Here is a 14,701-nt window from a genome sequence, read left to right on the forward strand (position 1 = left end):
AAGTTCCGGAAAAAACAGTCCTTCACATTTTCAAAGACTCTGCGATCATAAGCTTGCATCTTGAACCATAATCTGTTTGAAGAAACTCCATATGGGAACCACGTACGCCAACATCACGCTCAAAGGGCCAAAGGCGCAGGACATTCTGCAGGAGCTCGGCAACCAGGGACGCTCCGCCTTTGTTTCTCCAACAGAGGACGACCTGACCACTGTCTATGAAATGGATAGTGACGAGGGGGATTCCACCGTCCTCACCGATCTGGCCGAAGACCTTTCAGGCTATTTCGGATGTCCGGCCCTGGCCGTCCAGACCCTGGACGAGGAGCTTCTCAACTACTGGCTCTACGCGGACGGGGAGTTGCTCGATACCTACAAGTCGCCATCCCAGTCCCTGGACCCCGAGGGCAAGGGCAACTCAAAAAGCCAGGGCGGCAAGCCCGAACTGCTGGCCCAGCTCTTCAACACCGACGCCACCCGCGAAGAAATCATCGACATCCTGCACTGCCCCGATCACGATTGCAGCTTTGCCCTGGCCGTGGATCGCCACCTGAGCCTGGTGGAACTTCTGGGCCTGCCCATGTGTTCCGTCGGCTTCGGATTCTGCGATCTGGACTCCGGGGAATATCCCGAAGATCTGGAAGAGGAAGACCTGCTGCGGGTCGACGAGGAATAACCAGCGGGACTGCATGCAGTCCCGCTCCAGTATCCACTCCTAAAAAAACGCCCGTTTCAGCCCACCTTTTCCGCGACCACCGTCACAGCAACGACCGCAGGGTCCTGCATCCCTCCTCGAAGGAGGCTCCGCTTCCGCTCCACAACGTGGCGTGTCCGACTTTGCGCCCGGGGCGTTCCGCCTTGCCGTAAAGATGGACATGCAGACCGCGCAGCGCCAACAGTCCTGCCAGATCAGGCTGTCTTCCGATAAAATTGACCATGGCCGAATGCCCGGTAACGGAAGTCTTGCCCAAAGGCAGCCCCGCGATGGCCCGCAAATGGTTCTCGAACTGGCTCGTCATGGCCCCCTCGATGGTCCAGTGACCGGAATTGTGCACCCGCGGCGCCATCTCGTTGGCCAGCAGCACGGGCCCGACCTGAAACAATTCCAGGGCCAGGACTCCCACATAATCCACGTGCCGGAGGAGTTTTCCGGCCAGTTCCTCCGCCGGCTTTTGCATCGGATCACGCGGGCAGCTCCTGGAAAACCGCAACACCCCGTCATGATGGACGTTCTCGCTGAGCGGATAAAACAGGATCTTTCCCGCCTGGTCACGAACCCCGAGAACAGAGATTTCGCGATCGAACGCGACCAGGCTCTCCAGCACCAGGGAAAAACCGCCGAGCATCTCCCACGCCCTGGTTACATCGTCACGGCTGCGCAGCACGAACTGGCCTTTTCCATCGTAGCCAAGGGTGCGGGTCTTCAGCACGGCGGGCAGGCCGATTTCCTCGATGGCCCCGTTCAGCGCCGCCAATGAATCCACCGCCCTGAAGGCCGGGGCGGGAATGCCCAGTTCCTGAAAAATTCTTTTCTCGCGCAGCCTGTCGCCGGAGCAGTTCAATGCCCGCGCGCCAGGGTGCACAGGCGTGATCCGCGAAAGAAATTCAACGCACTCAAGGGGAATGTTCTCAGACTCGTAGGTGATGACGTCCACCTGCCGGGCAAATCGGGAGAGCATGACGCGGTCGGAATATTCCCCGCGCACATGTTCGCCAAGAGAGGCGACGCACGGAGCGGGCGCGGGATCATAGAACACGAAATCAAAGCCAAGGGGCAGGCCCGCCAGGGCGAGCATGCGCGCAAGCTGGCCGCCGCCGAGCACACCGATGATCATTGCGGATCTCCCGGCACGGGATTGTCCAGGACGGTCTGCGTCTGCTTGCGCCGATACTCCGCCAAAGCCTCTCGGATCCCTGGATGCTGCGAGGCGAGGATGGCTGCGGCCAGCAGCGCGGCGTTGACGGCCCCGGCCTTTCCGATGGCCATGGTCCCCACCGGCACCCCTGCCGGCATCTGGGCGATGGAAAGCAGGGAGTCCATGCCGCTTAAGGCCTTGGAGCGCACAGGCACGCCGATGACCGGAAGCAGAGTCATGGCCGCCGCCATGCCCGGCAGATGGGCCGCGCCTCCGGCACCGGCAATGATCACGCGCAGCCCGCGCGCCTCGGCCCCGGAAGCGTACTCAAAAAGCAGGCCCGGGGTCCTGTGCGCCGAAACCACCTGCGTCTCATGAGAGACCATCAGCATTTCAAGGGTTTGGGAACAGTGCCGCATTGTCTCCCAATCCGAGGAAGATCCCATGATGACACCAACTAAAGGGGCCATATTGTGCTCCATTGGTTATTGCGAAGGCCGCGCCGAGCAAAGGCGGGCGTGGCGCATGGCTATGGCGAAATGCATCACGAACACGACGGCCCTCATGCACTTCCGGCCGTCAGATCATTTGAGACCCCCTACTTGTCTATTTTCAGCAGCAAGTATATTCGTATTTAATGGATTAATTGTTCGTTAAAAACTGACAAAAGGCGGCAGGCATGCTCAACTACAAACAACTCCACTATTTCTGGAACGTGGCCACGGCAGGCGGCATCAGGCGCGCGGCCGAACGCATGCACCTGACTCCGCAGACGCTCAGCGGACAGATCGGCGAACTGGAGCGGGACCTTGGCGTCAAGCTCTTCGTGCGCTCCGGGCGACGGCTCGAAATCACCGAGGCAGGCAAACTCGCCCTGGCCCGCGCCGATGAAATCTTCCAGATCGGCAACGAACTGACCGAAATGCTCAAGGCTTCCCCGCCGGAAGAAGCCTTGCCCTTCCGCGTAGGGCTGGCGGATTCGGTGCCCAAATCCATCGCTTTTCGCCTCCTGGCCCCGGCCTTTGAGCTGACCACCCCCATCCGGCTTTTGTGTCACCGGGACAGACTGGAAAACCTGTTTGCCGAACTGGCCATACACAAGCTCGAACTTGTCATTGCCGACCAGCAGTTGCCTTCCGGGCTCGGGGTGAAGGCTTTCAACCACCCTCTTGGCAACTGTTCGATGACGTTTTTCGGAGTGCAGGACCTTGCCCGGCGCTACCGGCCCAATTTTCCGCGCTCCCTGGAAGGGGCGCCCATGCTCATGCCGACGGGAAGCGCACGCGGCGCGCTGGGCGGATGGTTTGCCGAGCACGGGATTCATCCGCGCGTGGTGGGAGAGTTCGACGACACGGCCTTGCTGAAAACCTTTGGCCAGGCCGGCCTTGGGCTCTTTCCGGCGCCAAGCGTGATGAAAGAGGAGGTCCGTCGCGTTTACGACGTGGAGGTGGTGGGAGAAGCGAAAGACGTCGATGTGCGCTATTTCGCCATTTCGGCAGAAAGACGCCTCAAGCATCCTGCAGTCATGGCCGTGAGCGCGCATGCGCGGCAAAATCTCTTTGGTGGTTGAAAAAAGCGGTCGAACTGCGGCCGGGTACGGCCCGAAGGTTCATGAGCCGGGATTGAGCACGGCGAAAAGGCAGTTCGGACGCGATCAAGCGCGAAAGGCCGTGAAATCCAGAATCAGGGGATCGACGCCGGGGACGCCGGGGATGCCGGGGGCATCCCCGGGGCATCACTGCAGAAAGTCCAGATAATCCTTGGCGGCCTTGGCTTCGCCGGACTTGGGATACTGTTTGACGATGCGCGCGAAAAGAGTTTCGGCATCAGAAGTTTTACCCATGCGCATCTGATGTTCGGCCAACGCTAGCATGATAGCGACACTGTCCATGTCCGCTTCCAAACCACTCTTGAGCACCGCTTCTGCATCATCAAGACGGTTCTGGGCCACAAAAACTTCCGAAAGGAGCTTATAGGCCAGCATAAAACGCCAGTTTCGCAAAGCCTTACGTGCGAACTCCTCGGCCTCCTTAACACGCCCCTGACGCAACAACAGCGCGCCCAGATTGTAAGCCGGAAACTCCGGCGTAATGTAGGGTAGGATGCCAAGCGCTTCGCGGTAGGCGGCCTCAGCCTCCTTTTCCCGGCCCAATGCTTCCTCGATCGTTCCTAAATTATTCCAGGCCTCGCCGTATTCCTGATCGATCTCCACAGCGCGGGCAAAACTTTCGCGGGCTTTCTCGAATTCCTGCAGACCACGAAATACCATACCGGAATCAAAATGAAACTTGGGCAGGTGCTTGGCCGCAGGTTCTACTTTAAGAAGTTCCTGCAAAGCCAACTGGTGCTGACCGCTGTTGATGTAAGATTCGACCAAATTGAGGTGTAAATCCACTTCCTTGGAGCCCATATTCGACGATGCGCCCCTGGAAGCCCCTCGGGCTCCGCACCCAGCCAGGACGAAGCATAAAATGAGAACCATCGTGCATGTCTTCATGGCCGTGCTCCTTGACAGCCCCCTTTTGGGGGCTCTCGCATTAGATGACCTTGTTGAGGGAGTACTCGATGATGGCCTGAGCACCCACCGACTGCAGTTTCGGCACCAGATCCCGAACCTGGCAGGTCTCGACGACGGTCTCGATGGACAGCCAGTCGGAGTTGTGCAGGTGCGCGATGGTCGGGGAGTTCATGCTCGGCAGCAGCGCCATGACCTTGTCCACGACATCGGCCGGGGCGTTCATTTTCAGGGCTACCAGCTTGTCGGCCCTGAGCGCTCCCTGCAGGAGAGTGTTCATGTTTTCGATCTTGGCCCGCTTCCACGGATCCTTCCAGGATTCCTTGTTGGCGATGAGCTGGGTGTTGGTCTGCAAAAGCTCGGCGATGATGCGCAGGCCGTGGGCCTTGATGGTCGTGCCGGTTTCGGTGATCTCGACGATGGCGTCCACCAGCCCCTCGACAACCTTGGCCTCGGTGGCACCCCAGGAATATTCGACTTCCACGGGGATTCCCGCTTCCTCGAAATAGCGCTTGGTGAAGCTCAGAAATTCCGTGGCGATCTTCTTCCCGGCCAGATCTTCAGGCCGCTTGTACGGAGAGTCGCCAGCCACGGCCAGCACCCATTTGGCCGGACGATTGCTGGCCTTGGAATAGATGAGGTCATCCACGATGACGACGTCCGACTGATTCTCAAGAATCCAGTCCTTGCCGGTCAGTCCGGCGTCGAGGAGACCGTTTTCCACGTAGCGGGCCATTTCCTGGGCCCGGCACAATGAGCAGGTCAGTTCAGGGTCGTTTATTTCCGGGAAGTAGTTCCGGTGGTGCGAGGTCACCTTCCAGCCGGCCTTGGCGAAAAGCTTGACTGTGGCCTCTTCCAGGGAACCCTTCGGTATTCCGATGCGCATCTGTTTTCCATCAACCATTATTTGTAAACCTCCTTGGGATCGAACACCATGGGGGAGCAGTCCGTCCACCGCCCCTGTGCGTCTCGTTCACGATAAAAACAACTTCTGCGGCCCGTGTGACAGGCCGCCCCGCCGATCTGCTCGACCTGGACCAGCACCGTGTCCCTGTCGCAGTCCATTCGTATGGAGCGCACTTTCTGCACATGCCCGGAAGTGCCGCCCTTGTGCCACAGCGTTTTCCGGCTGCGGCTGTAGTAATGTACCTCGCCGGTACGCAGGGTCTCGTTCCAGGCTTCTTCGTTCATGTAGGCGAGCATGAGCACTTCGCCGCTCGCCGCCTCCTGGGCGATGACCGGAAGAAGGCCACCGCATTTATCAAAATCAGGCTGTTCCATTTTTTGATCCTTCGTTGCTCGTCGTCGAATTCATGCGGCCCTGAGCCTCGGTCTTGAGCTGACCGCAGGCAGCCGCGATATCCTGCCCCTTGCTCTTGCGCAAGGTCACGGTAAAGCCCTTCTTGCGCAGGAGTTCCTCAAAGGCCTGCACATCCTCCGGTTCCGGGGCAGCATACTCGATGCCCGGGCCGGGATTGTAGGCGATGAGGTTGATCTTGCATTTCAAGTGCGAAAGCAGCCGCACCAGCTGCCGGGCATGCTGGAGGCTGTCGTTCACCCCTTTGATCAAAATGTATTCGATGGTCACCCGCTCCCGGGCCTTGAGCTCAAGACCCTGCAGGGTCTCGATCAGCTCTTCGATGCTCCAGCGCGCCGCGCCGGGCATGAGCCGCTCCCGGATTTCCTGGGTCGGGGCGTGCAGGGAGATGGCCGGCAGAGCGAGGCCTTCGATCCCGAAGACGTCCATCCTGCCCTTGATGGCGCAGGTCGAGAGCGTGATGCGCCGACGCGAAAATTCAAGGCCCTCGGCGTTGGAGAGAATTTCCAGGCTGCGCCGCACCTCGTCCCAGTTGGTGAGGGGCTCGCCCATGCCCATGTAAACAAGGTTTTTCACCTCATCGCCAAGGCCGTGGGTGCGCAGGTAGTCCCTGGCCACGAGCACCTGGGCCGCGATCTCCCCGCCCGTCATGTTGCGGGAAAAACCCATGAGCCCGGTGCTGCAGAAGGTGCAACCCATGGGACAGCCGATCTGGCACGACAGGCACTGGGTGTAGCGTTCCTTGTCCGGGATGAGCACGGTCTCGACCAATGCCCCGTCAGCCAGACGCAGCAGCAGTTTGACCGTCCCGTCGCTGCTGGTCTGCACCTCGTGCACTTCCGGCCAGACCAGCGCCCACTCGCGCACGAGCTGCTCCCTGAAATCCCTGGCCAGGTTGGTCATGGCCGAAAACTCGCGCACGCCCTTGCGCCACAGCCATTGCCACAGCTGACGCGCCCGAAAGCCCTGGTGGCCCATGGCTTTTACGGCTTCTTCGAGTTCGGGGCAGGTCAATTCAAGAATATTGCGCATGATGCTCCACTGTCTGGAATCGCAAAGGCACAAAGGGCGTTACAAAGCCGCCCCTCGTGCCTTCGGCAGGAAACTAACTCCGCGAACCGGGTCGCCTAGAGCTGCTCCTTGGCTTTGTAGGCGGCCACGAAACGCTCGGCCTCTTCGATCGTGTTCACGTCGCCGGAGATCTGGGCCTGGAGCAGGTTGTCGCGGATCAGACCAACGGCCGGGCCGGGCTTGATGCGTGCGATATCCATGATCTGCTTGCCGTTCAGCAGGGGTTCGAGCAGCTCCTCGCGGATGTCCGCCCGCTCCAGCATCTTCATGTTGTGATTGAATTCCGTGTAGTTGGCATTTCTGGCCTTGATGTCGGCCCGAGCCATCTCGATGAGGCGCGGATAGTCGTCCACGGCCTTGAAACGGCGGATGCCCTTGTCCGTGAGCATGAAGTGAAAACGCATGTGATTGCGGACCAGATTCACGATCATGTCCACTTCCTCGGTATTGAAGCGCAGGCGCTTCAGGATCTTCCGCGCGACCTTGGCGCCGATGCGGTGGTGCTGGTAGAAGGTGGTGCGATCCTCGTAGACTTCCCCTGCGTACAGCTTGCCGCAATTGAGGAAGAGGCAGCCCAGGGTGCCGTACCAGTCGTAGGGCAACTCCTCGGGATAACGATGCATGACCTTCAGGGTGTGCTCCCAGATGGACGACGGTCCGGTCTCCTCGTCGAAAACCTGAAAGATCCGGCTCAAGGCCGCAAGCTCGGGCACCAGGCCATGCAGGATCATGGAATCGAAAAGCAGTTCGGCGAAACGCCACATGTTCTCGGCCTCGACCTTGCGCCATTCGTCCATGATATCCGTGACCGAGACATAGTCGAGCACCCGGCGCGAAGCGCGGATGATGGACATCCAGGAGTTTTCCTCGATGGGCAGGTGGTAGTTGGCCGAGAAGCGCAGGGCGCGGATGGCCCGCAGGTAGTCGTGCTTGAGGGTCTCGTCGGGAATGCCCTGAAACTTGATCTGACCGCCGGAGATGTTTTCGAAGCCATCGTAAACGTCGCGGGAGCGGGGAATGAACGGACAGGCCAGGCTCACGGGAAAACCGTCGTCCTTGTCCAGCTTTTTGAGCATAGTGGACGTGATCTGGGCAACGCAGGCCTCGGGATGGGAGGCGTCGGCCATGTCGGCGGGATGAAAGAGGAAAGTCGCGCTGCCCTGGTTCATCCTGGCCACGATATCCCCGCTGCCTGCGGAAACTTCGGGAAAAAGATTTTTGAGGCCGGCAAGATCGATATCCGTGCAGATCTCCACCTCGGCATCCTTGGAGGTCCCAAGAATCTTGCGCTGCAGCGCGGCGTTGATGACGTAGGCGTCGTAACCGTTGCGCATGATGGTTTTACAGATGGAGGCGGCTTCTTTTATCGGCTGAGGCATCAAGGTCTCCTTGAATGGTCGTGTTCGTGAAAAGGTCTGCATCGGATAATCGGATGCAATCTAAATATCTTCATCTTTTTCCCCTGACTTGGTCAAGCGGTAGCGGAACTGCCGGAAGTTGAGTCCAACCATCTCAGCGGCCCGCCCCTTGTGTCCGCCGCAGCGCCGCAGCGCCTCGGAAATGACCTTGTGCTCATGCACGGCGAGATATTCGTCGAGGGTCATCTGCCCGGACAGGACCTTCTGGATTCCGCCATCCTGATCCGTGGAGGTGATTTTCTCGTAGATGACCAGGGACTCCGCCGTGACGGTGTCCCCGGGTTCAAGGGCCACGGCGCGCTCCACGATGTTTTCAAGCTCACGCACGTTGCCGGGATATCCGTAGGCCAGGAGTTTTTTGCGCGCTTCGGCCGTAAAGCCCCGCAACTGACGCTTCTGGGCGCGGCAGGCCTTCTCCAGAAAATGCTCGGCCAGGGCCAGGACGTCGTCCCCCCGCTCGCGCAGAGGCGGAAGATGCACCTTGACCCCGCTCAGCCGATAGTAAAGATCCTCGCGAAAATCGCCGTCGGCCACGCTCTGCTCGACGTTGCGGTTGGTCGCCGCGATGATGCGCACATCCGAGCGCATCTCTTCGGTCCCCCCAAGAGGAATGAAGCAGCGCTCCTGCACGTAGCGCAGCAGCTTGACCTGGGTGGAGTGGGCCAGTTCGCCCACCTCGTCCAGAAAAAGGGTGCCGCCCTCGGCCATTTCCAGGAGGCCCTTCTTGGCCCGGTCGGCGCTGGTGAAGGCGCCCTTGCGAAAGCCGAACAGCTCGCTCTCGACCAGATTCTCCGGCAATCCCCCGCAGTTGATGGCCAGAAACGGTTGCTTGGCGCGCTGGCTCTGACTGTGGATGCAGCGGGCGAAAAGCTCCTTGCCCGTGCCCGACTCGCCGGTCACGAGCACGCTGATGTTTGTCGGGGCGATGCGCCGCACCAGATCGAAGACGGCCTGCATCTGGCGACTCTGGCCGATGATCTCGCCGTACTGCTTGCTGATCTGCCCCTTGAGCCAGTCGTTTTCCTCCTTGAGGCGGGCCGTCTCAAGAGTGCGCTCCACCGTGTAGAGCAGGTCGTCGAGTTCAAAGGGTTTGGAGATGTAGTCCTTGGCGCCGTGCTTCATGGCCGTGATGGCGCTCTTGGCGTCGGCGTAGGCCGTGACCATGAGCACGGGCACATCGGCCCAGGTCTCGCGGATGCGGACCAGCAGATCGATCCCGCTTTCCCGGCCCAGACGCAGGTCCAGAAGGATGAGGCCGATGGAATGCTGCTGCAGCACAGCCAGGGCCGAGGCCGAATCGGGCGCGGTCCAGACCGAATGCCCCTTCTTGATCAGGGCGATTTCCAGAACTTCGCGCAGGCTCAGGTCGTCATCTACGATAAGTATGTTGGCCATTTTCTTCCCGTGCTCCCTGATTGCAAAATCGGTTCAGGCCCGGCCCCTCGTCACGGACGCTTCAGGGTGATCGTCTCCAGCCTGGAAAAAACGGCCCGGCCGCCCAGAAAATGAGCCATGACACGGCCCGGAATCTCCTTGTCGAGACAGGGCGTGTTCTTGCCCTTGGACAGGAGTGCCCCGGCCGTGGCCACCCAGGCCAGATCTGGATCAAAAAGCACAAAGTCCGCAGGATCGCCGGGGCGCATGCGATTGGCGGGCAGGCCGAAGATGGAGGCCGTGTTCCAGCACCACAGGCGGCTGATGTCGGCAAATTCGAGTTCTCCGCTGCGCACCAGTTCATAGGTCAGGGACAGGGCCGTATCGAGGCCGGAGATGCCGCTGGGCGCATCGGCGAAGGTCACTTCCTTTTCATGAGCCGCGTGGGGAGCGTGGTCCGTGACCAGTATGTCGATGACTCCCGTGCGCACGGCCTGGCGCAGGGCCAGCACATCGTCGCGGGTGCGCAAGGGCGGATTGACGCGCACGCTGGTGTCATATCCCTCGACCCGCGATTCGTCCCAGAGCAGATAGTGCGGACAGGTCTCGGCCGTGACCTCGACGCCGCGCTCCTTGGCAGCCGCGATGAGTTCCACGGACTGCCGGCAACTGATGTGGGCCAGATGGATGGGCAGGTCCAGATAGGAGGCCAGCAGGATGTCGCGGGCGACCTGCATGGCTTCGGACACGGTCGGGATGCCCTTCAGGCCGAGACGGCTCGACACCTCGCCCTCGTTCATGACTCCGCCCTTGCCCAGCCACGGATCCTCGCAGTGGTCGATGACCTTCAAGCCGAAATCCGCCGCGTATTCCATGGCCCGCCGGAAAAGCTCCGTGTTCTCGACGGGCAGGCCGTCGTTGGACAGAGCCACGCACCCGGCCCGGGCCAATTCCCCGGCAGCGGCCAGTTCCTTGCCCAGAAGTCCCACGGTCAGCGCGCCAACGGGGCGCACCCAAGGGCCGTGCGCAAAGCTCTCGGCGGCTTTCTGCAACATGAAGCGGGTCACGGAGGCGTTGTCGTTGACGGGGCTGGTATTGGCCATGGCCATGACCTGGCCAAAGCCTCCTCCGGCCGCAGCGGACAGGCCCGAGGCGATGTCTTCCTTGTATTCCTGACCGGGCTCGCGCAGATGCACGTGAGCGTCGATGAGACTCGGCAGGAGGGTCAGCCCGGCGGCATCGAAGATCTCGGTCCCGGACGTGCCTGCAGGCGTGGCAACGGTTCCGGCCTCGGCAAGTTCGAGAACGCGGCCCTCGCCGATGAGCAGGTCGCAGTTGCGATCTTCCCAGGAAACATTGCGAATAAGACAGTCTACATGTGCCATGGTACCACCATCCTGAAATTTATCATGCCGAAATCCGGGTCCTGGTCAGATAGAGATGCAAAAGGGTCATGCGCACGGCCACGCCTGCGGCGACCTGATCCAGGACCAGGCTCGACCCGCAATCGGCCAGCTCGGAAGCGATCTCAAGGCCCCGGTTCATGGGCCCGGGGTGCATGATCTTCACATCCGCATTGGCCTTTTCCAGATGCCTGGGGCTGAGTCCGTAGGTGCAGGCGTACTCGCGCAGATCCGGCAGCAGCCCCGCCTGCTGACGCTCCAGTTGCAGGCGCAGACAGATGACCGCGTCCACCCCCTCGCAGGCCTTGGCCACGTCGGAAAAGACCTCCACCGGCCAGGTCCGGACCATGGCTGGCAGCAGTGTGCGCGGAGCGCAGACGCGGACCCGGGCCCCGAGCATGGTCAGAAGTTCCACATCCGAACGGGCCACCCGGCTGTGGGCGATGTCGCCGAGGATGCACACGGTCTTGCCCGCAAAGGAGCCCCAGACCTGATGCAGGGTGAAGCCGTCCAGGAGGGCCTGCGTCGGGTGGGCATGCCAGCCGTCCCCGGCGTTGATGATGGAGCAGGACAGCCGCTCCGCCAGGAACCGTGCCGCCCCGCTGTCCCAGTGCCGGATGACGATGGCGTCGGGATTCATGGCCTGCAGGGTCAGCGCCGTGTCTTTCAGGCTCTCGCCCTTCTGCAGGGAGCTGCCCGACTTGGCCAGGCTGAAGGTGTCGGCGGACAGGCGCTTGCCGGCCATGTCGAACGAGGTCTTGGTGCGCGTGGAGGCCTCGGCAAAGAAGAGGACCACGCTCTTGCCCTTCAGAATGGGCACCTTCTTGATGGGCCGCTGATTCACTTCCGCGAACCGGGCCGCCGTCTCGAAAATATGGGCGATCTCATCGGGATCGAGCTGGGAAATCTCCAAAAGGTCCTTATGCCGCCAATTCATAGCTCCGCCTTGCCGCCCCTGCGGGGGTTGTGATTGCATCGCACACCAAAAAAAAGGGACCCGGCTTTTCGCCCGTCCCTGTTGCTTGCGTTACGCACGTTCTTTCGTACACGTTTCATGCCATGGGCCCTTACACGACCCGCCTCTTGACGTCCAGTGCGACGGCAAACACGGGCGCTCAAAAAAAGGCGCGCCCCCAGCGGAGCGCGCCCATATCTTCATTCAAAAACCAAGCGGTCTATTCCTGCAAGTCCTCGGATTCGTCCACGGCCTCGTCGTCATCGGGCAGATCCGTATCATCGTCCAGGACTTCGGGATCTTCCGGAGCCGCCTTTTCGGCAGGCACCGTGGCGCGAGGCAAGCCGCTCACTTCCGGGGCATCGGTCGGCACATGATCGAAGCAGACCACGGTCTGCTCGTCTTCAAGGCGCACCAGACGCACGCCCTGGGTGGCCCGGCCGACCAGACTGATGTCGGCGATGCCGATGCGGATGATCTTGCTGCCGGAGGTCAGGAGGATGAGCTCATCCGTGGGATAGACCATCATGGCACCGACGACCTTGCCGGTCTTGGGGGTGATGCGCATGTTGATGATGCCCTTGCCGCCGCGCGACTGGGCCCGGAAGTGCTCGACCTGCGTGCGTTTGCCGTAGCCGTTCTCCGCGATGGTCAAAAGCTCCTGCTGGGTGTCCTTGTTGACCACCACGCCGGCCACGACCTGATCGCCCTTGCGCAGGGCCAGACCCTTCACGCCCGTGGCGGTACGGCCCATGGCACGCACATCGGAGCAGGCGAAACGGATGGAATAGCCATCCATCGTGACCAGCACCATCTCGTCGTCGGTCTCCACCTCGCGCACGCCGATGAGCTCATCGTCGTCCCGCATGCCAAGGGCAATGAGGCCCACGGCGCGGATGTTGCGGTAGAGGTGAATGGAGCTGCGTTTGACCACGCCGAGCTTGGTGTAGAAGAAGTAGAATTTCTCCTGATCCAGATCACGACAGGTCATGGCCGCAGCGATGTATTCGTTGCTGTCCAGCGGGAGCAGATTGGCCACGTGCTTGCCCCGGGCCGTGCGGCCGCCCTCGGGAATCTGGTGCACCTTGACCTGGTACATCTTGCCCTTGTTGCTGAACAGATTCATGTACTGGTGGTTCGAGGTCGTGAGGATGAAGGTGATGAAATCCTCCTCCGCGACCTGCACCCCGGTGATGCCCGTTCCGCCTCGGCGCTGCTGGCGATAGTTGTCCAGGCTGGTGCGCTTCAGATACCCGTTGCGGGACAGGGTGATAACCACCGGCTCGTCGGGAATGATGTCCTCGATGTCGATGGAGTCGGGATCATGGGCCAAAAGCTCGGACTTGCGGGGCGTGACGAAGGTCTCGCGCAGGTCTTCGAGTTCCTGACGGATGACGGACTTCAGGACTTCGGGATTCTCGATGATGCTGGTCAGATACTCGATCTGCTTCAGGAGCTCGGCGTATTCCTCCAGGAGCTTTTCGCGCTCCAGGTTGGTCAGTCGCTGCAGGCGCATGTCGAGAATGGCCTGGGCCTGGATATCGGACAGGCCGAAACGCTCGCGCAGGCGCTCCTTGGCCTCCTGTGGGGTCTTGGAGGCGCGGATGAGCGCGACCACCTCATCGATGAAATCAAGGGCGATGCGCAGACCCTCAAGGATGTGCGCCCGATGCTGAGCCTTCCTGAGATCGAACCGGGAGCGGCGGATGACCACCTCGCGGCGATAGTCGAGAAAATACTCGAGCACCTGCTTCAGGTTCAAAAGCTGGGGACGATTATTGACCACGGCCATCATGTTGATGCCGAAGCTGGTCTCAAGGGATGTGAACTTGAAAAGCTGATTGATGATCACATCGGAGAAAACGCCCTTCTTCAAATCCATGACGATGCGAATGCCCTTCATGTCCGATTCATCGCGCAGGTCCGAGATGCCCTCGATCTTGCGCTCGTTGACCAGCATGGCGATCTTTTCCACCAGGGTGGATTTGTTCAGGGCGTAGGGAATCTCTTTTACGACGATGGATTCGAGGTCCCCTTTTCGCTTTTCGATCTCGATGCGCGAGCGGATGCGCACCGAGCCGCGACCCGTGCGGTAGGCCTCGCGGATGCCGGCCTTGCCGTAGATGAGCGCGCCCGTGGGAAAATCCGGGGCCTTGATGTACTGCATCAGCTCGTCGACGGACATCTTGGGATCGTCGAGCAGGCGCAGGGTTCCATCCACCACCTCGCCCAGATTGTGGGGTGGAATGTTAGTGGCCATGCCCACGGCGATGCCCGATGAGCCGTTGACCAGCAGGTTCGGGACCTTGGTCGGCAGCACCGAGGGCTCTTGCAAGGAGTTGTCGTAGTTGGGACGAAACTCCACCGTGTCCTTTTCGATGTCGGCCAGAAACGAACTGGCCAGACGGGACATGCGGACTTCCGTGTAACGCATGGCCGCTGCGGAGTCGCCGTCGATGGAACCGAAGTTGCCCTGGCCGTCGACCAGGGGGTCGCGCATGTTGAATTCCTGGGCCATGCGCACCAAGGCGTCGTACACGGCCGAGTCGCCATGGGGGTGAAACTTACCGATGACGTCACCGACCACGCGAGCGGACTTCTTGTAGGCCCGGTTGTACGTGTTGCCGAGCTCGTGCATGGCGAAAAGGATACGCCGGTGCACGGGTTTGAGGCCATCGCGCACGTCCGGGATGGCCCGGCCGATGATGACGCTCAGCGAATATTCCAGATATGATTTCTGAAGTTCTTTTTCGATACTGATGTTGGACACATCCACCTCAATTTCTTGTAAAAG

At 60.7% G+C, this 14,701-nt stretch carries 13 protein-coding genes; 2 read left to right on the forward strand and 11 right to left on the reverse strand.

Going from position 1 to position 14,701, the window contains the following annotated elements:
* The first annotated feature begins 91 nt into the window (after window positions 1-91).
* Window positions 92-673, forward strand: a complete 582-nt coding sequence (locus BMZ40_RS00145) for a hypothetical protein (protein WP_092372136.1) — start codon at window positions 92-94, stop codon at window positions 671-673.
* Between the two features lie 82 nt (window positions 674-755).
* Here BMZ40_RS00145 and BMZ40_RS00150 read toward each other — a convergent pair whose 3' ends face one another.
* Window positions 756-1,832 (reverse strand): 5-(carboxyamino)imidazole ribonucleotide synthase, encoded by a 1,077-nt coding sequence (locus tag BMZ40_RS00150; protein WP_092372137.1) that lies wholly within the window; start codon window positions 1,830-1,832, stop codon window positions 756-758.
* Window positions 1,829-2,323, reverse strand: a complete 495-nt coding sequence (gene purE, locus BMZ40_RS00155) for a 5-(carboxyamino)imidazole ribonucleotide mutase (protein ID WP_092372138.1) — start codon at window positions 2,321-2,323, stop codon at window positions 1,829-1,831. Before purE ends, BMZ40_RS00150 begins: the two co-directional genes overlap by 4 nt.
* Window positions 2,324-2,532: 209 nt before the next feature.
* Here purE and BMZ40_RS00160 point away from each other — a divergent pair, with 209 nt between their 5' ends.
* A complete protein-coding gene (locus BMZ40_RS00160) occupies window positions 2,533-3,423 on the forward strand; it encodes a LysR family transcriptional regulator (protein WP_092372139.1) in 891 nt (296 codons plus the stop codon).
* Between the two features lie 165 nt (window positions 3,424-3,588).
* On the opposite strand, the gene BMZ40_RS00165 is transcribed toward BMZ40_RS00160, so the two are convergent.
* From BMZ40_RS00165 to gyrA, 9 genes are all read right to left on the reverse strand, one after another.
* On the reverse strand, window positions 3,589-4,350 hold the full coding sequence (locus tag BMZ40_RS00165) for a tetratricopeptide repeat protein (RefSeq protein ID WP_092372140.1): 762 nt from the start codon (window positions 4,348-4,350) through the stop codon (window positions 3,589-3,591).
* A 40-nt stretch (window positions 4,351-4,390) separates the two neighbouring features.
* Window positions 4,391-5,272 (reverse strand): ATP phosphoribosyltransferase, encoded by an 882-nt coding sequence (gene hisG, locus BMZ40_RS00170; protein ID WP_092189794.1) that lies wholly within the window; start codon window positions 5,270-5,272, stop codon window positions 4,391-4,393.
* Window positions 5,272-5,649 carry a phosphoribosyl-AMP cyclohydrolase gene (gene hisI, locus BMZ40_RS00175; RefSeq protein ID WP_092189797.1) on the reverse strand — a complete coding sequence of 126 codons (378 nt, stop codon included), beginning with the start codon at window positions 5,647-5,649 and terminating at the stop codon, window positions 5,272-5,274. Before hisI ends, hisG begins: the two co-directional genes overlap by 1 nt.
* Window positions 5,636-6,718 (reverse strand): dual-specificity RNA methyltransferase RlmN, encoded by a 1,083-nt coding sequence (gene rlmN, locus BMZ40_RS00180; RefSeq protein WP_092372141.1) that lies wholly within the window; start codon window positions 6,716-6,718, stop codon window positions 5,636-5,638. The genes hisI and rlmN overlap by 14 nt, the downstream gene beginning before the upstream one ends.
* A 95-nt stretch (window positions 6,719-6,813) precedes the next feature.
* Entirely contained in the window at window positions 6,814-8,136 is a 1,323-nt protein-coding gene (locus tag BMZ40_RS00185) for a tRNA nucleotidyltransferase/poly(A) polymerase family protein (RefSeq protein WP_092372142.1), read from the reverse strand.
* 60 nt (window positions 8,137-8,196) lie between these two features.
* A complete protein-coding gene (locus tag BMZ40_RS00190) occupies window positions 8,197-9,570 on the reverse strand; it encodes a sigma-54-dependent transcriptional regulator (protein WP_092372143.1) in 1,374 nt (457 codons plus the stop codon).
* Window positions 9,571-9,620: 50 nt separating this feature from the next.
* The gene (locus BMZ40_RS00195; RefSeq protein ID WP_092372144.1) at window positions 9,621-10,934 is read right to left on the reverse strand and encodes a dihydroorotase; all 1,314 of its coding nucleotides are present in this window, start codon (window positions 10,932-10,934) and stop codon (window positions 9,621-9,623) included.
* Between the two features lie 22 nt (window positions 10,935-10,956).
* Window positions 10,957-11,889 carry an aspartate carbamoyltransferase catalytic subunit gene (locus BMZ40_RS00200; RefSeq protein WP_092372145.1) on the reverse strand — a complete coding sequence of 311 codons (933 nt, stop codon included), beginning with the start codon at window positions 11,887-11,889 and terminating at the stop codon, window positions 10,957-10,959.
* A 238-nt stretch (window positions 11,890-12,127) separates the two neighbouring features.
* The gene (gene gyrA / locus BMZ40_RS00205) at window positions 12,128-14,677 is read right to left on the reverse strand and encodes a DNA gyrase subunit A (protein WP_092372146.1); all 2,550 of its coding nucleotides are present in this window, start codon (window positions 14,675-14,677) and stop codon (window positions 12,128-12,130) included.
* Window positions 14,678-14,701: the final 24 nt, after the last annotated feature.

Source organism: Desulfomicrobium apsheronum (assembly GCF_900114115.1).
In the GTDB taxonomy this organism is placed as follows: Bacteria; Desulfobacterota; Desulfovibrionia; order Desulfovibrionales; family Desulfomicrobiaceae; genus Desulfomicrobium; species Desulfomicrobium apsheronum.